At 71.7% G+C, this 24,178-nt stretch carries 17 protein-coding genes; 13 read left to right on the top strand and 4 right to left on the bottom strand.

Annotated features, from left to right (window positions below):
* From OHT51_RS25685 to OHT51_RS25660, 6 genes are all read left to right on the top strand, one after another.
* Positions 1–1,347, top strand: a complete 1,347-nt coding sequence (locus tag OHT51_RS25685; protein ID WP_443052550.1) for a carbohydrate ABC transporter permease — start codon at positions 1–3, stop codon at positions 1,345–1,347.
* Complete coding sequence (locus OHT51_RS25680; protein ID WP_328881272.1) at positions 1,344–2,258, top strand: carbohydrate ABC transporter permease; 915 nt, start codon at positions 1,344–1,346, stop codon at positions 2,256–2,258. Before OHT51_RS25685 ends, OHT51_RS25680 begins: the two co-directional genes overlap by 4 nt.
* Positions 2,259–2,426: 168 nt before the next feature.
* On the top strand, positions 2,427–4,706 hold the full coding sequence (locus OHT51_RS25675) for a bifunctional glycosyltransferase/CDP-glycerol:glycerophosphate glycerophosphotransferase (protein ID WP_328881271.1): 2,280 nt from the start codon (positions 2,427–2,429) through the stop codon (positions 4,704–4,706).
* 178 nt (positions 4,707–4,884) lie between these two features.
* Positions 4,885–7,086: a CDP-glycerol glycerophosphotransferase family protein gene (locus OHT51_RS25670; protein WP_328881270.1), complete on the top strand. Its 2,202-nt coding sequence runs from the start codon at positions 4,885–4,887 to the stop codon at positions 7,084–7,086.
* A 9-nt stretch (positions 7,087–7,095) separates the two neighbouring features.
* On the top strand, positions 7,096–9,336 hold the full coding sequence (locus OHT51_RS25665) for a bifunctional glycosyltransferase/CDP-glycerol:glycerophosphate glycerophosphotransferase (protein ID WP_328881269.1): 2,241 nt from the start codon (positions 7,096–7,098) through the stop codon (positions 9,334–9,336).
* A gap of 88 nt (positions 9,337–9,424) precedes the next feature.
* Positions 9,425–11,071, top strand: a complete 1,647-nt coding sequence (locus tag OHT51_RS25660) for a hypothetical protein (protein ID WP_328881268.1) — start codon at positions 9,425–9,427, stop codon at positions 11,069–11,071.
* Between the two features lie 19 nt (positions 11,072–11,090).
* On the opposite strand, the gene OHT51_RS25655 is transcribed toward OHT51_RS25660, so the two are convergent.
* Complete coding sequence (locus OHT51_RS25655) at positions 11,091–11,504, bottom strand: organic hydroperoxide resistance protein (protein ID WP_328881267.1); 414 nt, start codon at positions 11,502–11,504, stop codon at positions 11,091–11,093.
* Between the two features lie 93 nt (positions 11,505–11,597).
* Here OHT51_RS25655 and OHT51_RS25650 point away from each other — a divergent pair, with 93 nt between their 5' ends.
* On the top strand, positions 11,598–12,092 hold the full coding sequence (locus OHT51_RS25650; protein ID WP_443052549.1) for a MarR family winged helix-turn-helix transcriptional regulator: 495 nt from the start codon (positions 11,598–11,600) through the stop codon (positions 12,090–12,092).
* On the opposite strand, the gene OHT51_RS25645 is transcribed toward OHT51_RS25650, so the two are convergent.
* Positions 12,046–13,677, bottom strand: coding sequence for a glycosyltransferase family 39 protein (locus OHT51_RS25645; RefSeq protein WP_328881265.1), 1,632 nt, complete (start codon positions 13,675–13,677; stop codon positions 12,046–12,048). The two genes, OHT51_RS25650 and OHT51_RS25645, sit on opposite strands and share 47 nt — an antisense overlap.
* A 138-nt stretch (positions 13,678–13,815) precedes the next feature.
* On the opposite strand from OHT51_RS25645, the gene OHT51_RS25640 reads away from it, so the two are divergent.
* Positions 13,816–15,519, top strand: a complete 1,704-nt coding sequence (locus tag OHT51_RS25640; RefSeq protein WP_328881264.1) for a glycosyltransferase family 2 protein — start codon at positions 13,816–13,818, stop codon at positions 15,517–15,519.
* 76 nt (positions 15,520–15,595) lie between these two features.
* Positions 15,596–16,576, top strand: a complete 981-nt coding sequence (gene galE, locus OHT51_RS25635; protein WP_328881263.1) for a UDP-glucose 4-epimerase GalE — start codon at positions 15,596–15,598, stop codon at positions 16,574–16,576.
* 92 nt (positions 16,577–16,668) lie between these two features.
* On the opposite strand, the gene OHT51_RS25630 is transcribed toward galE, so the two are convergent.
* Positions 16,669–17,313, bottom strand: a complete 645-nt coding sequence (locus tag OHT51_RS25630) for a response regulator transcription factor (protein ID WP_328881262.1) — start codon at positions 17,311–17,313, stop codon at positions 16,669–16,671.
* Between the two features lie 79 nt (positions 17,314–17,392).
* A complete protein-coding gene (locus OHT51_RS25625; RefSeq protein WP_328881261.1) occupies positions 17,393–18,031 on the bottom strand; it encodes a TetR/AcrR family transcriptional regulator in 639 nt (212 codons plus the stop codon).
* 147 nt (positions 18,032–18,178) lie between these two features.
* Between OHT51_RS25625 and OHT51_RS25620 the strand changes: the two genes are divergently transcribed.
* The 4 genes from OHT51_RS25620 to OHT51_RS25605 all read left to right on the top strand — a co-directional run bounded on the left by OHT51_RS25620 (position 18,179) and on the right by OHT51_RS25605 (position 24,170).
* Positions 18,179–19,102, top strand: coding sequence for an ABC transporter permease (locus tag OHT51_RS25620; RefSeq protein ID WP_328881260.1), 924 nt, complete (start codon positions 18,179–18,181; stop codon positions 19,100–19,102).
* A 49-nt stretch (positions 19,103–19,151) separates the two neighbouring features.
* Complete coding sequence (locus OHT51_RS25615) at positions 19,152–20,045, top strand: ABC transporter ATP-binding protein (RefSeq protein ID WP_328884432.1); 894 nt, start codon at positions 19,152–19,154, stop codon at positions 20,043–20,045.
* Between the two features lie 169 nt (positions 20,046–20,214).
* The gene (locus OHT51_RS25610; RefSeq protein WP_328881259.1) at positions 20,215–22,452 is read left to right on the top strand and encodes a CDP-glycerol glycerophosphotransferase family protein; all 2,238 of its coding nucleotides are present in this window, start codon (positions 20,215–20,217) and stop codon (positions 22,450–22,452) included.
* Complete coding sequence (locus OHT51_RS25605; RefSeq protein ID WP_328881258.1) at positions 22,449–24,170, top strand: glycosyltransferase family 2 protein; 1,722 nt, start codon at positions 22,449–22,451, stop codon at positions 24,168–24,170. The genes OHT51_RS25610 and OHT51_RS25605 overlap by 4 nt, the downstream gene beginning before the upstream one ends.
* The last annotated feature ends 8 nt before the right edge of the window (positions 24,171–24,178 follow it).

Below are 24,178 nucleotides of genomic sequence, written 5' to 3'. Positions count from 1 at the left end.
ATGGCGTCGACGGAAGCGGCAGGGGGCACTGCGCCCCCTGCCGCACCCAAGTCGCGCAAGAGTGTGACCGGCACGCGCAGGTCCGTGGTGGTGCTCTTCCTGCTGCCCGCTCTGGTGCTGCTCGGCGCACTCGTGGTCTACCCCATCGGGTACTCGCTCGTCCGCAGTTTCTACGACCAGTCCGGCGGCGGCTTCGCCGGATTCGACAACTACGAGGCGCTGTTCACGGACGAGGGCATCCGTACGGCCCTCAAGAACAACGTGATCTGGGTGGTGTTCGCCCCGACGGTCGCCACCGCGCTCGGTCTGATCTTCGCGGTGCTGACCGAACGGGTGCGCTGGGGCACGGCGTTCAAGCTGGTCGTCTTCATGCCGATGGCGATCTCGATGCTGGCGGCGGGCATCATCTTCCGGCTCGTGTACGACCAGGACCCGGACAAGGGCGTCGCGAACGCGGTATGGGTGGGCGTCCACGACACCTTCGCGCAGGCGTCGGCGTTCCCGAAGGCCCACCCGGGGCGGGAGTCGCCGCTCGAAGCGGCACCGGGCGGCGGTTTCATCACCAAGGACACCGTCAGCGCGGGCACCCCGGTCAGCCTGCCCCTGGTGGGCGTCGCCCCCGACCAGATGCCGGACGACTCCAAGGCGGCCGTACAGGCGAAGGCCGATCCGGCCGGGATCACCGGCACCACCTGGCAGGACTTCACGCGCGGCAAGGGCGTCGGCACCCTCGGCGGGGTCGACGCGGCCGAGCTGGGCTATGCCGGGATGAAGATCGAGGCCGTCAAGGACGGCAAGGTCGTGGCCAGCACGAAGGCCGCCGACGACGGCACGTTCACGCTGCCGGCCGCCGCCGAGGGGACCCAGCTGCGGCTCCCGCCGGACAACTTCAAGGAGCCGTACAACGGCCTGGACTGGCTCGGCCCGTCCCTCGTCACGCCGGCCATCATCGGGTCGTACATCTGGATGTGGGCCGGTTTCGCGATGGTGCTGATCGCGGCCGGGCTCGCGGGCATCCCCCGCGATCTGCTGGAGGCGGCCCGCGTCGACGGCGCCAACGAGTGGCAGGTGTTCCGCCGCGTCACCGTGCCGCTGCTGGCGCCCGTCCTTGCGGTCGTCACCGTCACCCTGATGATCAACGTCCTGAAGATCTTCGACCTGGTCTTCATCATCGCCCCGGGCTCCTCCCAGGACGACGCGAACGTCCTGGCGCTGGAGCTGTACCGCAAGGGCTTCTCCGAGGACCAGCCGGGCATCGCGAGCGCGATCGCGGTGTTCCTGCTGCTCCTGGTCATTCCCGTGATGTGGTTCAACATCCGTAGGCTCAGGCGGGAGGGCAGGCGATGAGTACCGATGTCGGCGGGCTCAGCAAGGCGGTACCGCCGCCGCCCGAAACCGTGAAGGCCGAGCAGTCCCTCGGCGGCCGGCTCGCCTCGTTCGTCAGCGGCGGGGTTGTGCGGGTGTTCCTGATCCTCGTGGGCCTGTTCTGGCTGGTCCCGACGATCGGGTTGCTGCTGTCGTCGCTGCGCCCGCCGGAGGAGATGACCGCGAGCGGCTGGTGGGAGGTCTTCAGCAAGCCCTCACAACTCACCTTCGACAGCTACGACAAGCTCCTGAGCAACAGCGACATCACCGACTCGATCCTCAACACCGTGCTGATCACGGTCCCGGCGACGGTCCTGGTCGTCGTGATCGGCTCGCTCGCGGGGTACGCGTTCGCGTGGATGGAGTTCCCGGGCCGCGACTGGTGGTTCCTGGGCGTGGTCGGCCTGCTGGTCGTGCCGGTGCAGGTGGCGCTGATCCCGATCGCCGAACTGTTCGGCAAGATCGGCATCTTCGGCTCCCTGACCGGCGTGATCCTCTTCCACGTCGGCTTCGGGCTGCCCTTCGCGGTGTTCCTGCTGCGGAACTTCTTCGCCGAGATCCCGAGGGAGCTGCTGGAGGCGGCCCGGCTGGACGGCGCCGGTGAACTGCGCCTGTTCTTCCGTGTCGTGATGCCGCTCGGCGGTCCGGCGATCGCCGCGCTCGGCATCTTCCAGTTCCTGTGGGTGTGGAACGACATGCTGGTCGCGCTGATCTTCACGGACTCCGGGAGCCAGCCGATCACGGTCGCCCTGCAGACGCAGGTACGGCAGTTCGGCAACAACATCGACGTCCTGGCACCCGGCGCGTTCATCTCCATGGTGATCCCACTGGTCGTGTTCTTCGCGTTCCAGCGGCAGTTCGTGTCCGGCGTGATGGCCGGCGCGGTCAAGTAGGCGCAAGCGCAACACGCTTGAGGGGGCGGACCGTCATCGGTCCGCCCCCTCGCGTTCATTCATGATCCCCCGTATGCCGTACCGCGGCGTAACCAAGTCACTCCATTGGCCGTTGCCGGGCAAGGCGCTGTCGCCGCCTACCGCCCCGGCCGACCCAGTGGATGTCCCTTGCCCAGGTTCAGTGTCATTGTCCCCGCGTACAAGGTTCAGGCGTACCTGCACGAGTGCCTGGAATCGGTGCTCTCGCAGTCGTATCCCGATCTCGAACTGATCGCCGTCGACGACTGCTCACCCGACGCGTGCGGCGCGATCATCGACGAGTTCGCGGCCCGCGATCCGCGCGTACACCCCGTGCATCTCGCGCGGAACCAGGGCCTGGGACCCGCCCGCAACGCCGGTATGGCCGAGGCCACCGGCGACTACCTGGTCTTCCTCGACGGCGACGACACGCTCACCCCCGACGCCCTGCACACGATCGCGGACCGGCTGAAGGAGACCGCCGAGCCGGACGTCCTGGTCTACGACTACGCGCGCACCTTCTGGACGGGCGAGACGATCCGCAACCAGGCCGCCGCCCAGCTCGCCGAGGACGGCCCGGCGCCGTTCCGGCTGGCGGACCGGCCGGGGCTGCTGCGGCTGCTGATGGTCGCCTGGAACAAGGCGTACCGGCGGGAGTTCGTCGAGGAGGAGGGCTTCGCCTTCCCGGCCGGCTACTACGAGGACACGCCCTGGACGTACCCGGTCCTGATGACGGCGGAGTCGATCGCGACCCTGGACCGGGTGTGCGTGCACTACCGGCAGCGCCGCCGGGGCGCGATCCTCGGCACGGTCAGCCCGCGGCACTTCGACATCTTCGAGCAGTACGACCGTGTCTTCGCCTACGTCGACCAAAACCCCGAACTGGCACGCTGGCGCCCGCTGTTGTTCCGCAGGATGGTCGACCACCTGGTCGTGGTGTTCGCCCGCCGCGACCGCCTCCCGCGCCGCAGCCGCGCCGCGTTCCTGCGCAAGGCCCGCACCCACTACCGCCGTTACCGCTCCCCCGGTGCCCCCGTCCCTCCGCGCAACCGCCTGCGGCACGGCCTGGTCCGTCTCGGCCTGCACCGCACGTGGCGTGCCCTGCAGCTGGCGTCGGCCCTGCTGCGCCGCACCCGCAAACTCGCCGACCGCCTGCTGAAGGGCCTGCGCGGCGGCGCCCTGCGTCTGCACTACCGCGTCCAGCGCCGCCTGCCCCTGCGTGCCGACCGCGCCGCCTTCGCGGCCAAGGGCTTCCGCGGCCCCGGCGACAGCCCGGGCGCCCTGGAGCAGGCCTTCCGCACGCACGCCCCGCACATCCGCACCGCCTGGATCGCCGACGCGGACACGGACGCCGACGCCGAGCGGCACGACACCGCCCCGTCCGGCCCGCGCCGCCTGCGCCCCGACACGGCCGCCTACTGGACGGCCCTCGCCCGTTCCAAGTACCTCGTCCACAACGACGGTTTCGACCGCCGCCTGGTCAAGCGCCCCGGCCAGGTCCTCGTGCAGACCCAACAGGGCACCCCGTTCGGTCACATGGGCCTGGACCTGAGCGAACGACCCGCAGCAGCAGGCGACATGGACGTGGACGAGCTCCTCGACGACGTCGACACGTGGGACTACGTCCTGTCCGCCAACCGCCACTCCACCCTGACCTGGGAGCGCGTACACCCGGGCGGCTACACGACCCTCGAATACGGCAGCCCCCGCAACGACGTCTTCCAGCAGGCGACTTCCGCGGACGTGGCCCGGATCCGCGAGCGGCTCGGCATCCCCGACGGCACGGTCGTGATCCTCTACGCCCCCGCCCACCGCGACTACCGCCGCACCCAGCGCACCCCTCTCGACCTGCACCGGCTCCTGCGCCGTCTGGGCCCCCGCTTCGTCGTCCTGGCCTGCGCCGACCCGCGGCACGGCGGCCCCCTGACGCCCACCGCCGGCCGCGTCATCGACGTCACCGGCCATCCGAGTGTCGAGGAGCTGTGCCTGGCCTCGGACGCCCTGGTCACGGACTACTCGTCGATCATGTTCGACTACGCCAACCTGGACCGGCCGATCGTGGTCCACACCGACGACTGGGAGGCGTACGAGGCGGCCCGCGGCACCTACTTCGACCTGCGCTCCTTTCCGCCGGGCGCGGTGGCGCGCGACGAGGACGAGCTGATCGACATCTTCGCCTCCGGGCACTGGCGGGGCTCGCGCTCCGCGCAGCTGAGGTCGGCGTTCCGCGAGCGTTTCTGCCCCCACGACGACGGACGCGCCGCCGAGCGGGTCGTACGCCATGTGGTGCTCGGCGAGACCTGCCATCCGCCCGTCGTACCGCTCGCACAGCGCCACCCCGTGCCGTCGCCGGCCGCGTCGCTCACGCGCTCCCCGCTCACGACCGTGCCGCAACCGACGGGGCGCCGGACCGTCACCGAGAGCCTCTGAACGCCGTTCTCACGGAAACGGAAGAGGAGTTCCCATGCCCTCCAGCCCGTCACGGCCCACGCCGACCCGGCCACCCACCTGGCGTCCGGCCGGGCGGCCCGGCCGTACTCGCGCCGGCTGAGGCCGGCCCCGCCCTGCTGAGGAACCCGGCCGCCGGAACATCGACAGAAAGAGCAGTATGCCCCGCTTCAGCATCATCGTTCCGTCCCATGGGGTCGCGGGGCGGCTGTCCCAGGCGCTGGACTCGGTCCTGACCCAGTCCTTCGGCGACTTCGAGCTGATCCCGGTCTGCGACGCCCCCGACTCCCCGGCGGCGGACCTCGCCGCCGGGTACGCCGAGCGGGACTGCCGGGTGGCGCCGGTGAACTCGCCGCCGACGGCCGGTCTGGCGGGGGCGCGCAATGCCGGGCTGCGGGCGGCGATCGGCGACTGGCTGCTGTTCCTGGACGGCGACGACGAGCTGGTGCCGGGCGCGCTGGCGGCGCTGGACGCCCGGCTGAGCGAGACCGGTGACGTGGACGTCCTGTACTTCGAGCACGAGCGGACCCCGTGGTGGGTGGGTGAGCCGACCAACCCGGCCGCGCCGGTGCTCGCGCGGACGCCGGGCGGGGTGTTCGCCCCCGAGCAGGCTCCGATGCTGACGGGCGTCCAGCTCCCGGCGTGGAGTGCGGCCTACCGGCGGGCCTTCCTCGCGGCACGGCAACTCCCCTTCCCTGACGGCCACTTCACTGATGTGGGCTTCGGTGGCCTGGTCGTGCTGGGTGCCGAGCGCATGGCGGTGCTGCGCCAGGTCGTCCTACGGCATCTGGTGCGGCGGCAGGGCAGCCGGCCGAACCTGCCCGGGGAGCACCACTTCGAGCTGCTCGACCAGGCCGAGCTGGTGCTGGCGCGGGCCGTCGAGCAGGGGCTGCCGGAGAGCCGGCTCGGGCCGTTGTTCGAGCAGCTCTTCGCCGCCGTACTGAAGACGGCCGCCCATCCGCGACGGCTGCCGCGCCGGCGCAGGGCCTTCTTCCGGCGGGCGAGCGGGCTCTACCGGCGGTACCGGCCCGCCGGGTTCCGGGTGCCGGGCGGGAGTCTCGGTGTGCAGCACCGGCTGCTGGCGAGGGGGGCGTACGCGGCGTTCCGGGCGCTGCGCGGCGCCAACCGGGCGGCGACACGGGCGGCCTCCGCGGTGCCGCGGCCGCGCGGGCTGCGCACCCGGCTGCGGTACCGGTGGCAGCTGCGCCGCCGGCTGGACCGGAATCTCGCCGTGTACTGCGCGTACTGGGGCCGCGGCTACGTCTGCAACCCGGCCGCCATCCATGCCAAGGCGCGGGAGCTCGCCCCGCATCTGCGCTCGGTGTTCCTTGTCGAGGCCGAGCAGGCGCACACCGTGCCTAAGGACGTGGAGTACGCGGTCATCGGCAGCCGCAGGTACTGGGACGTGCTCGCCCGGGCCAAGTACCTGATCAACAACGCCAACTTCGCGGACGCCGTCGTCAAGCGCAAGGGCAGCGTGCACCTGTCGACCCAGCACGGCACCCCGCTGAAGAAGATGGGCGCCGACCAGGCGACGTATCCCGTGGTGGCCGCGGCGACCGGCAGCTTCGCCAAGCTGCTGGCCCGCGTCGACCGCTGGGACTACAACCTCACCTCCAACCGGCACTCGACGGAGATGTGGGAGAGCGCCTACCCCGCCGCGCACGAGACCCTCGAGTACGGCTATCCGCGCAACGACGCCTACTACACGGCGACCGCCGCCGACGTGGCCCGCGTCCGCCGCGAACTCGGCATCCCCGAGGGCAAGAAGGCCCTGCTCTACGCGCCCACGCACCGCGACCACGCCACCGGCTTCGAGTCGAGCCTCGACCTGGAGGCGCTGTGCGAGGAGATCGGCGACGAGTACGTCGTGCTGCTGCGCGCCCACTACTTCTACGACCGCGGCGCCGGGCGCGGCACCGGCCGGATCATCGACGTCACCGCGCACCGCTCCTCCGAGGACGTGTGCCTGGCCGCCGACGCGCTGATCACCGACTACTCGTCGATCATGTTCGACTACGCCAACCTGGACCGGCCGATCGTCGTGTACGCCGACGACTGGGACGTCTACCGGGAGCTGCGGGGCGTCTACTTCGACCTGATGGAGGCACCGCCGGGCCGGGTGACGCGGACACCGGGCGAGCTGGCGGCCGTCCTGCGCGACGGCTCGTGGGCGGACGACGAGGCCACGGCCCTGCGCGCCGCTTTCCGGGAGCGGTTCTGCCAGTTCGACGACGGACGCGCCGCCGAGCGCGTCGTACGCCGGGTACTGCTGGGCGAGCCGCCCGAGGCGATCCCGCCGGTGGTCCCGCTCGCCGAGCGCATCCCCGCCCCCGCCGCGACGACCCTCGTAAGGAACTGAGGTACCGACGTGCCCCGCTTCAGCGTCATCGTCCCCGTCTTCAAGGTGCAGGGCTTCCTGCGGGAGTGCCTGGACTCGGTCCTCGGGCAGTCGTACACCGACTTCGAGGTGATCGCCGTCGACGACCGCTCCCCCGACGGCTGCCCGGCCATCCTGGACGCCTACGCCGACCGCGACGCACGCGTGCGCGTGCTGCACCTTCCGGAGAACGTCGGCCTCGGCCGGGCCCGCAACGCCGGTCTGGAGCAGGCGAGCGGCGACTACGTCCTCTTCCTCGACAGCGACGACCAGTACACGCCGGGCCTGCTGGCGGCCGTCGCCGCGCGCCTGGAGGCGGCCGACGAGCCGGACATCCTGGTCTTCGACCATGTGCGGACCCACTGGTGGGGCCGCGGCGGCCGCAGTACGGCGGCCGACCTGCTGGCCGCGGCCGGCGCGGGCACCTTCAACGTCCGCGAGAACCCGGAGTACCTGCACCTGTTCCTGGTCGCCTGGAACAAGGCGTACCGGCGGGACTTCTTCCTGAAGCACGAGCTGCGCTACGCGCCGGGTCTGTACGAGGACGCGCCCGTCACCTACCGCTCGATGGTGCTGGCCGACCGCATCGCCTGCCTGGAGCGGATCGGGGTCGAGTACCGGCAGCGGCGGCAGGGAGCGATCACGAAGACGCCGGGGCGGCGGCACTTCGACATCTTCCCGCAGTACGAGAGCCTGTTCGCGTTCCTCGCCGAGCGCACGGACCTGGCGTGGGCGCGCCCGCTGCTGTTCGAACGGGCCCTGGATCACATGCTGTTCGTGCTCGCGCGCGAGGACCGGGTGCGGCCCGCGGACCGGCCGGACTTCTACCGTGAGATCCGCTCCTTCCACGCCCGCCACCTCCCGGCGGGCTTCACGCCACCCGACGGCAGGCGCGGCAAGGAGATGCGGCTGCTGGCGACGGCTTCCTACGCGTCGTACGCCGTGGCACGCGGTCTGCATGATGTGCGCAGGGCGGCCGGCAGCGGCAAGCGGCGGGTGACGCGCGCGGCGTCGAACCGGGCTCAACGCGCCTGGTACGCGGCCCACTCGAAGCTCCCGCTCGATCCGGAGCTGGCCGTCTACTCGGCGTTCTCCCATCGCGGGGTGCTGGGTGATCCGGCGGCGATCCACGCCAAGGCCCGCGAGGTCGCCCCGCACATCAAGGGCGTGTGGGTGGTCCAGGAGGACGCGGTGGACGCGCTGCCGCCCGGCATCGACTTCGTGACGCCCGGCTCGCGGCGCTACCACGAGGTGATGGCGCGGGCCACGTACTGGGTGAACAACGTCAACTGGCCCGGCACCCTGGCCAAGCGCCCCGGCAGCGTCCACGTCCACACCCATCAGGGCACCCCGCTCAAGCACATGGCGGCCGACCTGCTGACCAAGCCCGGCGCCCGGCACGGCTTCGACGTGCCGAAGATGCTGTGGCGGGCAGACCGCTGGGACTACAGCCTGGTGGCCAACCGGCACTCGGAACTGGCGTGGGAGCGGGCGTACCCGTGCCACTTCTCGTCGCTCAGGACGGGCAGCCCGCGCAACGACGTGCTGGTCAGCGCGGGCCCCGAGACAGGCGAGGCCGTGCGGGCGCGGCTCGGCGTCCCCGCGGGCAACACCGTCGTGCTGTACGCGCCGACCCGCCGCGAGTACCGCCGGGGCGGCCATGTGGACCGGATCGACCTGGCCCGGTTCGCCCGGGATCTCGGCACCGGCCACACCCTCGTCGTACGGCTCCATCCGTCGCTCGCGAAGGGCACGGCCCGTGGGATGGGCCTGGCCGATCTGCACCGGCGGGGCGTGGTGATCGACGCGACCGACGAACCGCATGTCGAGGACGTACTGCTCGCCGCCGACGTGCTGGTCACCGACTACTCCGCTCTGATGTTCGACTACGCCAACCTGGACCGGCCGATCGTGGTCCACGCCGACGACTGGGGGGCGTATGCGGCGAGCCGGGGCGCGTACTTCGACATCACGGCCGACGCGCCGGGCCATGTGTCCCGCTCGTACCGGGAATTGGCGTGGCTGTTCGCGTCCGGGACGTGGCAGGACGGGGAATCGGCGCGCTTGCGGGCGGGGTTCCGGGAGCGGTTCTGCGAGTTCGACGACGGGCTGGCCGCGGAGCGGGTCGTACGGACGGTGATGCTGGGTGAGCGGATGCCGGAGCGTCCGGGCGGGGTCGAGCGGGTGCCTGCGCCGGCGGCGGCGAGGTCGTCGCTCATGGACGCCCGCTGAAGCGTGCCACGACGGGTTCCCCGGATGGGGCTCACTCGATGAGGTGACGTGAGGTAGAGGCGTTGACCTTGCCGGGAACATACGGCAAATGCCTCAAACCAGCACAACCTCTACGACCAGAGCCGCGGGCGCCGCTGTCGGTGTCCTCGTCCGGAGGACCGTGCGTGGCGCGAGTGCCCTGCGCGGCGGCCGCAGTTGGCGTCCGACGCCGTACCAGGTCTACGGCTTCCTGTTCTACCTGGTGATGCTGCTGGCGTACTGGGCCGTGCCGCTGTGCTGCGACGCGGGTCAGCACGCGGCGGTCGTCGAACGCCTGAAGGCGGACCTGCTCCACCCGCGCCACCCGATGGCGGACCTGCCGGGCGCGGGCAGCCCGTACTACTCGCCGTACGCGGTCGCGCAGGGCGTGTTCGCCCGGCTGACGGGGCTGGGCGGCTGGGAGGTGGTGCGGCTGGCCGGCGCGCTGAACCTGCTCGTGCTGCTGACCGGCATCGGCCGCCTGATGCGGGTGCTGACGCCGAGGCCGTGGGCGCCGGTGTTCGCGCTGGGGGCGATGACGCTGCTGTGGGGGACCGAGCGGGCCTGGTGGAGCGGCTATCTGAGCCTGATGTCGATGACGGGGAATCTCGGCTATCCCTCGGCCTTCGCCATCGGCCTCACCTTCTGGGCCTGGGCGTTGACGGGAGCGCGGGCGCGGGGCCAGGGGCAGGGGCCGGAGCAGGGGGAGGACCGGCAGCAGGTGCTCGTCCGGTACGTCGGACCGAGCGGGCTGCCGGGGCTCGCCGGGTACGCGGGGATCGGGGTGCTGTACGGGCTGATCCTGCTGATCCATCCGATCACCGCGGTGGCCGCGGCGCTGGGCGCGGTGGCGTTCGTGGCGGGGTGGCAGCGGGGCCTGCTGCGCGGGCAGGGGGGCGCCTTGGCCGTGCGGTGGGGGGTGATGACGGGCACGGCGGTGCTGCTCGCCTGGTCCTGGCCGTACTTCGACGTGTTCGCGCTGGCCGGGGACGACAGCGTGGACTGGATGCACGAGCGGCTGTACGAGCAGCTCGGCGGGCAGTTCTGGCTGGCGCTGCTGGGGCTGCCGGCGCTGTGGCTGCGGTGGCGGCGCGGCTCGTGGCGCGATCCGCTGGTGCTGCTCTTCGCCCTCGACTGCCTGCTCGTGGCGTACGGCTGGGTCAGCGGCCACTACACCTACGGCAGGATTCTCGGGCTGACCCTGGTGCCGCTGCAGTTCGCCCTGGCCGTGGAGCTGGCGGCGCCCCGGCCCTGGCGCAGGGCACGCCGGGTGCTGGGCGGGGCGGCGGTCGCCGGGGCCTGCGCCGGGTTCCTGACTGTGCAGGGCGGGGCGGTGGTGCCGCGGGCACTGGATCCCATCGGGCTCGAACAGCCCTCACTGTGGCCGTCGTACGCCTGGGTGGCACGGCAGGTCGGGAAGGGCGAGGTGGTGATCAGCGACGGGCACTACGCCCCTCGCTCCATCCCCGGATACGGACCGAACCTGGCCGCGCCGATCTGGCCCGACCCCGCCCTGGACGAGCGGGAACGGGAACGCCGGCTCGCCGATGTCCGCGCCTACCTCTCCCCCGCCTCGACCCGCGCCGAGCGCACGACCGTCGCCCGGCGCTACCACGCGCGCTGGCTGCTGCTGACGCGGTGGAAGCGGGTGCCGGAGGAGGCGGTGGTGGTGGCGTGGAGCCGGGAGACGGGGGAGGTACTGGCGCGGATCGGGTGACCGCCGCTCTTGCGCGCGGTTACTCGATGACGAGGTCGACCTCGATGTTGCCGCGGGTGGCGTTGGAGTAGGGGCAGACCTGGTGGGCCTGGTCGACCAGCTTGCGGCCGGTCGCCTCGTCGAGGGTGTCGGGGAGCTCCACGCGCAGCGTCACCTTCAGGCCGAAGCCCTCGCCCTGCTTGCCGATGCCGACCTCGGCGGTGACGGCGGCGTCGGAGACGTCGACCTTCGCCTGGCGGCCGACGAGGCCGAGGGCGCTGCCGAAGCAGGCGGCGTAACCGGCGGCGAAGAGCTGCTCCGGGTTCGTGCCCTGGCCGTTGCCGCCCAGCTCCACCGGCGCGGCCAGCTGCAGGTCGATCTTGCCGTCGTTGGAGACGGCGCGACCCTCGCGGCCGTGGGTGGCGGTGGCGACAGCGGTGTAGAGCGCGTCCATGGAAACCATCCCTCTCAAGTCACGTTCCGGCGGCTCCGTTGGCGGCCGCCGACGACGACAAGTAGAGCACACAATTCAATTGCACACAACTAAATGACGAGCACGAGCTACCCTGGAGTCATGACGAGCACGCCCACGGCGGACTGGCTCCGCCTCGACCAGCAGATCTGCTTCTCCCTCAACGCCGCGTCGCGCGCCTTCGGCGGCGTCTACCGCGTGGTCCTGAAGGAACTGGGGCTCACCTACCCGCAGTACCTGGTGATGCTGGTGCTGTGGGAGCAGGGCGACCTGCCCGTGAAGAAGCTGGGCGAACACCTGCGCCTTGACTCCGGCACGCTGTCGCCGCTGCTCAAGCGGCTGGAGGCGGCCGGCCTGGTACGCCGGGAGCGCAGCGCCCGCGACGAGCGCTCGGTGGAGGTACGGCTGACCGAGGAGGGCGCCGCACTCCGCGAACAGGCCTTGCAGGTGCCCCGCCGGATCGCCGCGGCGACGGGCTTCGACGTCGACGAGATCCGCGAGCTGCGGGCCCGGCTGGACCAGCTCACCTCGGCGCTGGACTCGGCGGCGGTGGAGGGCGCGGGCGGTTAGCGGACTGCGGGGTGCGTTCCGTGGCGAGGTGCGCCATGCGTTCGGCGGGCGGGCGGCGGACGTACAGCCGAAGCGGGCCGTCGGGCGGTCCCGCGGACAGCGGCCGGAACTCCTCGCCCACGATGGCGAGCTTGACGCGCTCGGTGGGATTGCTCGGATACCAGGGGGAGGTCAGCGCGTACGGCTCGGCGACGACCCAGACCCGGTCGACCGAGGCAAGCCTGCGCCGCAGTTCGCCGGCCCCGACCTCACGGCCGTAGAGCGTCCCCGACCGCGACCCGGACTGCCGCAGCGCGATGTCCCACGCCCCCCGGAACCCCTTCGGATACGCCAGCACCGCCCGCCGCCCGATCGACGGCACGAACAGCACCGGGTCGCCGGGGCGCAGATGCCGGGCGGCGTAGGCGGAGGTGACGGCGAGGTTGTCGGGGCGTTGGGCCGGGGAGCGGTCCTGGCGGTGGAGGGGGAGGTGGTGGAGGAAGACCAGGGCGATGGCGAGGCTGCCGGCCAGAGGGGGCAGGGGGAGGCGCGGGGATCGGCCGGCGGTGCGGGCAGGACGACCCCGGTGCGGGTGAGCGAGGAGGGCGGGGCGGTCGCCGTACGGCCGCACGCGGCGCACGAGACCGGTCAGCCGATCCGCCCCCGCGGCCACGAGCAGCGGCGCCCCCGCGAGGGCGTACAGCACATACCGGTCGTCGTACATGGGCCGGACCTGGGACACGGCGATGAGGAGCCCGGGCGGCACCACCAGCAACGGCAACGCGACCGCGGCGACCCGGCCCGCCCCCAGCCCGGCCACCATCAGCAGGACGCACACCCCGAAGACCACACCCGTGGGCCCGGCGGCGAACTCCCGCAGCAGCCGTTCCGCGCTCCCCCACCCCGGCACCGGCAGCCACCCCACCTGCCCGGCCTGCGCCCGTGACACCAGCAGCAACGGCAGCAGGGCGGCCCCGGCGGCCGCCACGGCACATCCCCACGCGGCCCACACCCGTCTCGGCGCCCGTCCCAACCCCAACGTCACCGCATGCGCGCACACGACCGGCGCGGCCAGCTCGTGCAGCAGGCAGGTGACCGTGAGGACCACTCCGTAGGCCCACCACACCCTCCGCACCAGCAGCAGCGTGGCGCCGGCCGCCCCCGCGGTGACCAGCGCGTACGACCGGCCCTCCTGCGCGTAGTGCCCGACCAGCGGTGTCACCGCGTACAGCAGCCCGGCCCACAACCCCACCCTCGGCCGCGCCAGCCGCACCCCCAGCGCCGCGATCAGCCCTGCCGCCGCTGCCGCCGCGAGCACCGACGGCAGCCGGAGGGCGATCTCGCCGGGATGTACGGCGAGGACGGCGTGCATGAGCAGGTAGTACAGGGCGTGCACGGCGTCCACGCCCTGCACCAGCCGCAGGATCTCCGGCACCGACCGCCGCGCGACCTGGAAGGTCACTCCCTCGTCCCGCCACATGCCGTCGCGGTCGAGGCCCCACAGCCCGAGCCCGAGCATGACGACCGCGGGGACACACACGGCGACGATCGCAGCCGCACCGCCCTCGCGATCGCTCTTCCTCGGCTCCCGGTCCCCGATCACCACGGGGGCGAGTTTGTACTATTAACTGATGCTTACTGGTTATTGACGGCGTATCACCGTGTATCGCCATGGATATGCCACTCACCCGGCATACGATCCCGCGGTAATGAACCCATCCCGCGATTCCGGACCGTGCCCCTGATGCACCCCCACGCCGCTCCCACCGCCCGCACCGCGCGCGCCTCGCAGGTCGGCGTGATCGTCATCGGCTACAACGACGCCGCACACGTGGCGACCGCCGTCCGCTCGGCGCTGGCGCAGGGCCCCGCCGTCCATGAGGTCGTCGCCGTCGACGACTGCTCGACGGACCGCAGCATCGAGGTGCTCACCCGTCTCGCCGCGACCGAACCACGCGTGAAGGTGGTCCGGCGCCGGGTCAACAGCGGCGGCTGCGGCAGCCCGCGCAACACCGGGCTCGACCGGGTGACCTCGCCTTATGTGATGTTCCTGGACAGCGACGACGTCCTTGCGCCGGGGGCCGTGGACGCGCTGCTCGCGGCGGCGACAGGGGCGGGTGCGGAGGTGGCGGGCGGGCTCTGTGTGCGGCGGGAGCTGCCCGGGCGGCGCGAGGTGCCATGGCAGGCGCCCCTCTACGCCGCGCACGCCGTGTTCGAGCGGCCTGCCCAGCGCCCGCGTCTGGTCCACGACACGCTCTGCGTCAACAAGCTGTACCGCACGGAGTTCCTGCGCGAGCACGGCATTCGCTTCCCCGAAGGCCGCTTCCCCTACGAGGACTTCGTCTTCACCGCACGCGTGCTCGCCGCCGGGCCGCGCATCGCGCTCGTCCCCGACCGGGTGTACGTCTGGCACGTACGCCGCTCGGCCGACCGGCTGTCCATCTCCCTGGACCGCGCCGACATCGCCAACTGGCGGGCGCGCACGGAGGCGAGCCGGCTGGCGTACGACATCCTGCTGGGCGCCGGGCAGAAGGAGCTGGCGCGGGCGGCGCGCGGCAAGTTCCTGGACCACGAGGTGCGGATGTACGCGCGCGAGTTGGGGTTGCACGACACCGACTACCAGCGCGCGTGGTGGGCGCACACGCGGGCGTACCTCGCGGAGTACGACGCGTCCGACTGGGCCCACAACCCCACCGCGCCCGGCCGCCTCATCGGCCGCGTCGTCCTCGCCTCCCCCGAGCCCCGCGACCTGCCCCGCCTCAGGGACCTGGCCGCCCGCCCCGCCCGCCTCCTGCCGCCTTACGCGCACGCCCCCGACGGCACCCCCGTCTGGTCGGCCGACCTCCCCGAACCCACCCTGGACGCCCTGCTCACCCGCCCCGTCCGCCTCCTCCCCCTCGCCGTCGACGCGGAACTGCACCCACGCGCGCGTAGCGCCCTCCTCCGGCTGCGCCTGCACGAGCTGTACGGCAAGGTGGCGCAGGCGGGGCCCGAGGCACTGGAGGTGGAGTGGCGGTGCCGGGAGACGGGGCGGGCGGCGGGACCGCGTACGAGGGTGGCGCTCACGCCGTCACCCTCGCCCGAGGGCGTCTGGTCGGCCGAGACCACGGTCCACTGGGCCGCGTTCTTGGGAGTACCCGGGACGTCCGGGCCGTACGGGCCGTACGGGCCGTACGGGCCGTCCAGCGTGTCCCGCACCTGGGACCTCCGCCTTCGTGTGCGTTTCCAGGGCGGCGCGTACCGCGAGGTCACGGCGCACGCCCTCACGAGCGCCGGTCCGCTGCGCCGACGCGCGGTGGTCGGAGCCGGTCACGCCGTAGTACTCGTACAGCCGTACGTCACACACTCCGGAGCGCTGGCACTGCGCGTGGCCCCCGGTTCACGAGGAGTTCTGTCCGTGGTCCGCGGCAGACTCCGCCGCCTGCTTCACTGGCCGACGCACACTTGAGGCAGACCAGTAGCGCAGACCCGTACTGCAGACCACGTATGACCAAAGAGCCCACTGACGAGGGGAACGGCCGCACATGACCTGGCTGATCACCGGCGGCGCCGGTTACATCGGAGCGCACGTCGTACGGGCGATGACCGAGGCGGGCGAACGCGCCGTGGTGTACGACGACCTGTCCACCGGCATCGCCGACCGCGTGCCCGACGGCGTCCCGCTGGTGGTCGGCTCGACCCTGGACGGCGAGCGCGTCGCCCGCGCCATCGCGGCCCACCGCATCACCGGTGTCGTCCATCTCGCGGCGAAGAAGCAGGTCGGCGAATCCGTCGACCTCCCCCTGCACTACTACCGGGAGAACGTCGAGGGCCTGCGCATCCTGCTGGAGGGCGTGACGGCGGCGAACGTACGGTCGTTCGTCTTCTCCTCCTCGGCGGCCGTGTACGGCATGCCGGACGTGGACCTGGTGACGGAGGAGACGCCGTGCGTGCCGATGTCGCCGTACGGCGAGACCAAGCTGGCCGGCGAGTGGCTGGTCCGGGCCACGGGCCGCGCGACAGGCCTGTCCACGGCGTCGCTGCGCTACTTCAACGTGGCGGGCGCGGCCACCCCCGAACTCGCCGACACCGGCGTCTTCAACCTCATCCCCATGGTCTTCGAGAAGCTCACGGAGAACGCACCCCCGCGCATCTTCGGCGACGACTACCCGACCCCCGACGGCACCTGCATCCGTGACTACATCCACGTCGTCGACCTGGCCGAGGCCCACGTCGCCGCGGCGCGGGCCCTGCAGTCCTCCCCCGGTCACTCCCTCACCCTCAACATCGGCCGCGGGGAGGGCGTTTCGGTCCGCGAGATGATCGACCTGGTCAACGCCGTCACCGGCTACGACCGCCCCCCGACCGTCACGCCGCGCCGCCCCGGCGACCCGGCCCGCGTCGTCGCCTCCGCCGACCGCATCGCGACGGAACTGGACTGGAAGTCCAAGCACGACGTGCAGGACATGATCGAGTCGGCCTGGGAGGGGTGGCTCCGGCTGCATCCGGGGGCGGCGCGGAGGTAATTCGGGGGCGCGTGGGGTGCTTCGGGGGGGGGGGGGCGGAGGTGCTTCGGGGGGCGGAGGTGCTTCGGCGGGCCCATCTGCCTACCGGCTGCCTACGAGTTGTTCAGATACGTCAGTACCGCGAGCACCCTGCGATGACCGCTGTCGCTCTGCGGCAGCCCCAGCTTGAGGAAGACGTTGCCGATGTGTTTGTGGACGGCGCGTTCGGTGACGACGAGGCTCTTGGCGATGGTCGCGTTGTCGTGGCCCTCCGCCATGAGGGCCAGGACCTCGCGCTCGCGCGGGGTGAGGGAGTCGAGCGGGGAGTCGCGGCGCCGGGTCAGGAGCTCGGTGACGACCTCGGGGTCCAGGGCGGTGCCGCCGGCCGCGACCCGCTCCAGCGCGTCGAGGAACTCGTCCACCCGGCCGACCCGGTCCTTCAGCAGATAGCCGAGGCCGCTGGCGCCGCCGGCGAGCAGTTCGGCGGCGTACGACTCCTCGACGTACTGGGAGAGCACCAGGACCGGCAGCCCCGGCAACTCCTTGCGGGCGGTGAGCGCGGCGCGCAGACCCTCGTCGCGGAAGTCCGGGGGCATCCGCACGTCGAGCACGGCGGCGTCGGGGCGGTGCTGCCGCAGTGCGGGCAGGATCTCGGGGGCCGTGGTGGCGGCGGCCACGACCTCGTGTCCGGCCGACGTCAGGAGGAGGACGAGGCCCTCACGCAGCAGGGCGTGGTCCTCGGCGATCACGACTCTCACGGCAGTTCCGCCTCTACTCCGGTCACCGCGCCCGCGGTGACACCACCTGCCCAACCGGCGGTCGCTGCGCGCAGCCTACTCACAGCGCCTTGAGCGCCTCCGTGGTGGCCCGGGCCAGCGCGTCCAGATAGCCCTTGGGCAGCTTCCGGCTGCGGGCCACGACCATCCGCCAGTACAACGGGCCCGAGATCAGGTCGAGCGCCAGCTCGTTGTCGATGCCCGTCCGCACCTCGCCACGCTGCTCCGCCCCGGCCAGGATCTTGCTGGCGACCCCCTCCTGCCCCTGCTCCAGTGCCTTCTGCAGCGCCTCGGCGATCTCGGGGTTGCGGGCCGCCTCGGCCTGGAGGTCGGGGATGATCTGCGACACGACGGGGTGACGCAACGCGCGCGAGGTCACCTCGTACAGCATCCGCAGGTCCCCTTCCAGGGAACCCGTGTTCGGCGTCGGCAGCCCCATGACCGCCACCGCCGACACCACGTCGAGCACCAGGTGCAGCTTGGAACGCCAGCGCCGGTACACCGCGGTCTTGCCCACGCCCGCGCGGCGCGCGATGCCCTCGATCGACATCCGCGCGTAGCCGACCGACGCCAGCTCCTCGAAGACGGCCGCCCGGATGGCCTCCGTCACGTCCTCGCGGAGCACGGCCGCCCCGGCGGGGGTCCGGCGGCGCGGACTCGTCTGGGGCTGGTCGGCGTTCGTCGTCATGCGGAACAGCATAGGGCGTTACGACGAAACGGTTGCGTTCCGACGCCCACAAGACCTACGCTCACGTTGCGACGATACGGTCCCGTCCCGACGTAAGAGTTCGTGAAGAGAAGCGTAAGAACCCGCCCCGGCCCCTCCCCCTGAGCGAAAGCAGCGGATGTGACCCAGGCCCTCCACACGCCGCCCCCCACGGCCCCCGCCCCGCCCTACGAAGCCGACCTCGCGGCCCTCGCCGCCCGGCACGGCCTCTCGGTCAGCGGGGCCCGCCCCTCCCTGCGCGCGTACGTCCGCCGACTGTGGGCGCGCCGGCACTTCATCGGCGCCTTCTCGACGGCCAAGCTCACGGCGCAGTACAGCCAGGCGAAGCTCGGCCAGCTCTGGCAGGTGATGACGCCTTTGCTGAACGCGGCGGTGTACTACCTCATCTTCGGCAAGTTGCTGGGCACGAGCCGGGGGGTGCCGGACTACATCCCGTTCCTGGTGACGGGGGTGTTCGTGTGGACGTTCACGCAGAGCTCGATCATGGCGGGCACCCGCGCGATCTCCGGCAACCTCGGCCTCGTCCGGGCCCTGCACTTCCCGCGGGCGGCGCTGCCGATCTCCTTCGCGTTGCAGCAGCTCCAGCAGCTGCTGTTCTCGATGGCGGCCCTGGTCGTGATCCTGCTCTTCTTCGGCATCCCGGTCGGCGTCTCGTGGGTCCTGGTGGTCCCGGCGCTGGTGCTGCAGTCCGTCTTCAACACCGGCATCGCGATGATCATGGCCCGTATGGGTGCGAGCACACCGGACATCGCCCAGCTGATGCCGTTCGTGCTGCGCACGTGGATGTACGCGTCGGGCGTGATGTTCAGCATCAGCCACATGATGGCCAAGCACACCGACTGGCCGTCCTGGCTGACCGCGGCCCTGCAGGCCAACCCCGCGGCCGTCTACATCGACTTGATGCGCTTCGCGCTGATCGACAGCTTCCACGCGAGCCAACTCCCGCCGCACGTGTGGGCGATCGCGACGGGCTGGGCGCTGCTCGCCGGCGTCGGCGGCTTCATCTACTTCTGGAAGGCTGAGGAGACGTACGGCCGTGGCTGACAACGCACAGATCACACAGACCGCACAGACCGCACAGACCGCACAACGGATCGCACAAGAGCAGGTCCATCAGGTCCAGTCGGCCCAGCAGGCCCATCAGCTCCAGCAGGTCCCCACCGTCATCGCGGACGGCGTCGACATCGTCTACCGCGTCAACGGCACCGGCGCCGGCCGCGGCTCCGCCACCGCCGCCCTCAACCGCATCCTGCGCCGCAAGCAGACCGAGAAGGCGTCGGGCGTGCGCAAGGTGCACGCCGTCAAGAAGGTCTCCTTCGTGGCGTACCGGGGCGAGGCGATCGGGCTCATCGGCACCAACGGCTCCGGCAAGTCGACCCTGCTGAAGGCGGTCGCCGGACTCCTCCCGGTCGCGAACGGCCGTATCTACACCGACGGGCAGCCCTCCCTCCTCGGCGTGAACGCGGCCCTGATGAACGACCTCACCGGCGAGCGCAACGTCCACCTCGGCGGCCTCGCGATGGGCATGTCCCGCGAGCAGGTCAAGGAGCGCTACCAGGACATCGTCGACTTCTCCGGCATCAACGAGAAGGGCGACTTCATCACCCTCCCCATGCGCACGTACTCCTCCGGCATGGCGGCCCGCCTGCGCTTCTCCATCGCCGCCGCCAAGGACCACGACGTGCTGCTGATCGACGAGGCCCTCGCCACCGGCGACCGCTCCTTCCAGAAGCGTTCCGAGGCCAGGATCCGCGAGCTGCGCAAGCACGCGGGCACGGTGTTCCTGGTCAGCCACAACAACAAGTCGATCCGGGACACCTGCGACCGCGTGCTGTGGCTGGAGCGCGGCGAGCTGCGGATGGACGGGCCGACGGACGACGTGCTGAAGGAGTACGAGGCCTTCACGGGGGACAAGTCGGCCAAGCCGAGCCCGAAGCCCAAGCCGCAGCCGAAGCCGGCGCCCGCGACAGCCCCTCTTCTCTCGTAGGGCTTGTCTCGTAGGGCTTGTCTCGTAGGGCTTCCCTCCCGAGGCACCCCTCCTGAAGCACCCCTCGCGAGGCATCCCTCGTCAGGCGTAACCGGAGGTCACCCTTTCACTCTATTAGTGTCACTATGACCTAGCCCGATAAGTCCTGGGAGGTGAAGGAGCCCCCGCGATGCCCGAGCTCAGTGTCATCGTCCACGGGCCGAACACCCAGGACCGTCTGACCGGACTCCTCGCCTCCCTGGCCGCGCACCCGCACCCCGACGTCGAGGTGATCGTGGCCGCGGTCGGGCCGTGGGCCCAGGAGACGGCCCGGGCGTACGCGCCGGAGATGCTGGTGCTGCCCCTGCCGGACGGCACGGACGACGCCGCGGCCCGCTCGGCCGGCGCGGCCCGGGCCTCCGGCTGCTGGCTGCACTTCGTGCACGCGAAGGACGGCCTGCCCGCCGGCGCCCCGCGCACGGTCGCCGAGCGCGTCGCGCAGTTGCCGGACGAGGTGGACGTCCTCCTCTTCGACCACGTCCGCTCCACCTGGGAGGCCTCCGGCCTGCCCTCCTCGGACGGCCCCCGCCTGGCCCGCGCGGGCCGCGCCGCGCACCCCCTCGACGACATCGCCCGCAGTGCGCTGCGCATCACCCCGCTGCTGGGCAACCGCGCGCTGCGCACCCCGTTCTGGCACGCGTACGAGCCGCACCTCACCACCCCGGACGAGCCGTACGCCGCCTACGCCACCCTGCTCCTCGCCGACCACGTGGCCGCCCTGAACCAGGTGGCGTACGAGCACCACGAGCTGCGTCCCGAGAGCCTCCCCCCGGTCACCCCCGAGCAGCACCACGCCCTCGTCGGCCGCTACGAAGCCCTTCTCACCCTCGCCACCGGCGCCGCGGGCCGCACAGTCCCCGCAGTCGCCCCGGGCCACGCAAGCCGCACCACCCACGCCGTCCTGTACGACGTGATGATCCGGGACTGTCTGCGCACCTTCGCCCGCACGCCCATGCCGGACGCGGTGGCCAGGGAGTTCTTCCACCGCGCCGCCGCAGCCGCCGTCCGGCAACGCCCGCCCGGATACCGCCGCCCCGCCGGCCCCGAGGGCATCCGCCGAGCCCTCCTGGAGGAGGACGCGTACACCAGGTACCGCGCCTTCCAGGCCGCCAACCGCACCCGCCGCGCCGCGAAGTCGGCCCTGGGAGCCGGCGCCCGCCACGTCTCCGCCGCCCTCGGCGACCACCATTACCGCAGGTCACTGTCGCGTCCGGTCAACCCCAACCTGGCCGTCTTCGCCGCGTACTGGAACCGCGGAGTCGCCTGCAACCCGGCGGCGATCGCGGCCAAGCTCTCCGAACTGGCCCCCCAGATCCACCCGGTGTGGGTGGTGACACCCGACAACGCGCCCCTCCTCCCGCCCCACACCGACCACGTACTCCCCGGCACCCGCCGCTACCGCGAGGTGCTGGCCACGGCGAAGTACCTGGTCAACAACGTCAACTTCCCCAACGCGGTCGTGAAACGCCCGGACGCGATCCACCTCCAGACCCACCACGGCACCCCGCTCAAGCGCATGGGCGTGGACCAGATGGAGTTCCCGGCGGCGGCCAAGGGCCTGGACTTCCAGGCCCTGCTGTCCCGTATCGACCGGTGGGACTACAGCGTCTCGGCGAACAGCCACTCCACCCGCATGTGGGAGCGCGCGTACCCGTCCCGCTTCGTCTCCCTCGACCACGGCTATCCGCGCAACGACGTCTACTACACCGCCACCGCGGCCGACATCCGCACGATCCGCGACCGCCTGGGCATCCCCCCGGCCCACCGCGCGATCCTCTACGCCCCCACCCACCGCGACTACGAGGCCGGCTGGACGCCCCGCCTGGATCTCGCCACCCTCGCCGAGCAACTCGGCAAGGACACGGTCCTGCTGGTCCGCGGCCACTACTTCTACGACGGCACCCCGTCCCCGCTGACCGCCCTGCGCCGCACGGGCCGGGTCATCGACGTCTCCGCCTACGATCCGGTCGAGGACCTGGCCCTGGCCGCGGACGCGCTGGTCACGGACTACTCGTCCATCATGTTCGACTACGCCAACCTCGACCGCCCGATCGTCGTCTACGCCGACGACTGGGAGACCTACCGCTCCACCCGCGGCGTCTACTTCGACCTGATGACCGAGCCTCCCGGCCAAGTGGCCCGCACCCAGCAGGAACTGACGGAGATCCTCACCACCTCGGCCTGGCACGACGAGGGCGCGACGAAGGCGCGGACCGCTTTCCGCCACCGTTTCTGCGAGTACGACGACGGACGCGCCGCCGAACGGGTCGTGCGCCGGGTGTTCCTGGGCGAGAGCGAGGACGCCCTGCCCCCGGTGACTCCCCTGGAGGAACGCACACCGGCACCGAGCCCGAGGGAGGCGGTATGACCCCGAAAGCCACGCCCCCTCACTCCCCACTCCCGGACGCCGCACTCCCTGAAGTCGCTCTCCCTGATGTCACCGTCACGGTCATCGTCTTCAACGACGCCGAGCGCCTCCCGCGAGCCGTGGAGTCGGTACGCCGCCAGACCCACGCCAACATCGAGATCATCATCAGCGACGACCACTCGACGGACGAAACCCCGCAGGTGGCAAGGCACTTGGCCGCCCTCGACTCCCGTGTCCGCCACCTCCGCCTGCCCGAGAACAGCGGCGGCTGCAGCGCCCCGCGCAACCGTGCCCTGGAGATCGCGCGGGCGCCGTACGTGATGTTCCTGGACAGCGACGACGAACTGACGGACGACGCAGTGGAGTTGCTCCTGGCCGCCCACCGCGAGCGGGAGATCGACTTCGCGATGGGCGCGGTCGTGCGGATCCGCGAGGACAACGGCCGCCGTACGAAATGGATGCCGCACCTGGTCGCCGAGCGTCGCACGGTGCTCGGCATCGAGTCCGAACCCCGGCTGCTCTTCGAGCACCTGTCGACGAGCAAGATGTACGCCCGGGCCTTCCTGGACCGCCACGACCTCCGCTTCCCCGAGGGCATCCACTACGAGGACCAGTTGTTCTCGGCGCAGGCGTACTGCCTGGCCAAGGAGTTCACGATCGTCCCGGAGCCGGTGTACCGCTGGCACATCGCGCCCTACGCGGCCACCGACACGGCATCGATCTCCAACCAGCGCGACCGGCTCGACAACGTCCGCGACCGCGTCCGCGTCCAGCGCCTCATCGACGACTTCCTCGCCGAGAGCGGGCACACGGGGCTGCGCGACGACAAGGACTTCAAGTTCCTCAAGCACGACTTCCGCATGTACGCCGGGGACCTGCCGTACCGCGACGAGCAGTGGCTGACCTCCTTCGCGGACATCATGACCCCCTACCTGGAGACCCTGTCCCCCACGGCCTACGCCCGCCTCCCCCGTACGGAACGCGTGGTCCTGCAACTGGTCCGCGAACGCCGCTTCGAGGAAGCGAGGCCGGCGGCACGGGGCTTGGGCCAGGGCGTGGCCCCGAGACGGGTGACACCGGACGCACAGGGCCACACGTACTGGGGCGAGACCATCCCCACGACCGACTGGTCCCGGCGCGAACTCGACGTCACCGACCTCGAACTGGACACGCGCCCCTTCCGAAGCGCCCAGTTCCGCCACGAGATCACCGAGCTCACCCGCGGCCCCGGCGCCTCGATCGACCTCACGATCCGCACCTACGACCCCGGCCTACGCCTCCCGGTGGGCCCCCACCGCGCCGGCCTCCTCCTCGCACCCGGCCGACACCGCCTCAAGGTCCCCTTCCGCCTCACCCCGGTCCGCCCCGGCATCTACGAGGGCCACGTCCACCTGGACCTCGCCACGGCCCCGGTCCCCCACCACGGCTTCGCCGGCGTCCGCCACCCCTTGCTCCGCATCGAACACCAGGGCCAGGCCCACTCCGCCGTACTCCTGGCCCCCCTGGACTTCCCCACCCTCACCACCCGCATCCCGTACCGCACAGGCACGGCACCACACCAAGTAACCATCGAGCCAGAGGGCCGAGGCACCGGCCGCCTCCAGATCCGCTGGCAGCCGGTGGGCATAACGGCCAAACTCCTCCACCCCCTGACCCGCCGCGCGGCCCGACCGAGGGTGAGAAGGGCGGCGCGGTTGCTGAGGAGCGCGTTGCGGTAGGGCGACCT

It is taken from the genome of Streptomyces sp. NBC_00299 (assembly GCF_036173045.1).
Taxonomy (GTDB): domain Bacteria; phylum Actinomycetota; class Actinomycetes; order Streptomycetales; family Streptomycetaceae; genus Streptomyces; species Streptomyces machairae.
Note: the sequence above shows the minus strand (reverse complement) of the source record. Positions and strands in the feature narration are given on the sequence as shown.

Coding starts and splice junctions, on each gene's coding strand:
- OHT51_RS25625 (WP_328881261.1), bottom strand. CDS start 18,031: ATGCTGTTCCGCATGACGACGAACGCCGACCAGCCCCAGACGAGTCCG.
- OHT51_RS25670 (WP_328881270.1), top strand. CDS start 4,885: ATGCCCCGCTTCAGCATCATCGTTCCGTCCCATGGGGTCGCGGGGCGG.
- OHT51_RS25610 (WP_328881259.1), top strand. CDS start 20,215: ATGCCCGAGCTCAGTGTCATCGTCCACGGGCCGAACACCCAGGACCGT.
- galE (WP_328881263.1), top strand. CDS start 15,596: ATGACCTGGCTGATCACCGGCGGCGCCGGTTACATCGGAGCGCACGTC.
- OHT51_RS25605 (WP_328881258.1), top strand. CDS start 22,449: ATGACCCCGAAAGCCACGCCCCCTCACTCCCCACTCCCGGACGCCGCA.
- OHT51_RS25685 (WP_443052550.1), top strand. CDS start 1: ATGGCGTCGACGGAAGCGGCAGGGGGCACTGCGCCCCCTGCCGCACCC.
- OHT51_RS25660 (WP_328881268.1), top strand. CDS start 9,425: ATGCCTCAAACCAGCACAACCTCTACGACCAGAGCCGCGGGCGCCGCT.
- OHT51_RS25655 (WP_328881267.1), bottom strand. CDS start 11,504: ATGGACGCGCTCTACACCGCTGTCGCCACCGCCACCCACGGCCGCGAG.
- OHT51_RS25680 (WP_328881272.1), top strand. CDS start 1,344: ATGAGTACCGATGTCGGCGGGCTCAGCAAGGCGGTACCGCCGCCGCCC.
- OHT51_RS25640 (WP_328881264.1), top strand. CDS start 13,816: ATGCACCCCCACGCCGCTCCCACCGCCCGCACCGCGCGCGCCTCGCAG.
- OHT51_RS25650 (WP_443052549.1), top strand. CDS start 11,598: ATGACGAGCACGAGCTACCCTGGAGTCATGACGAGCACGCCCACGGCG.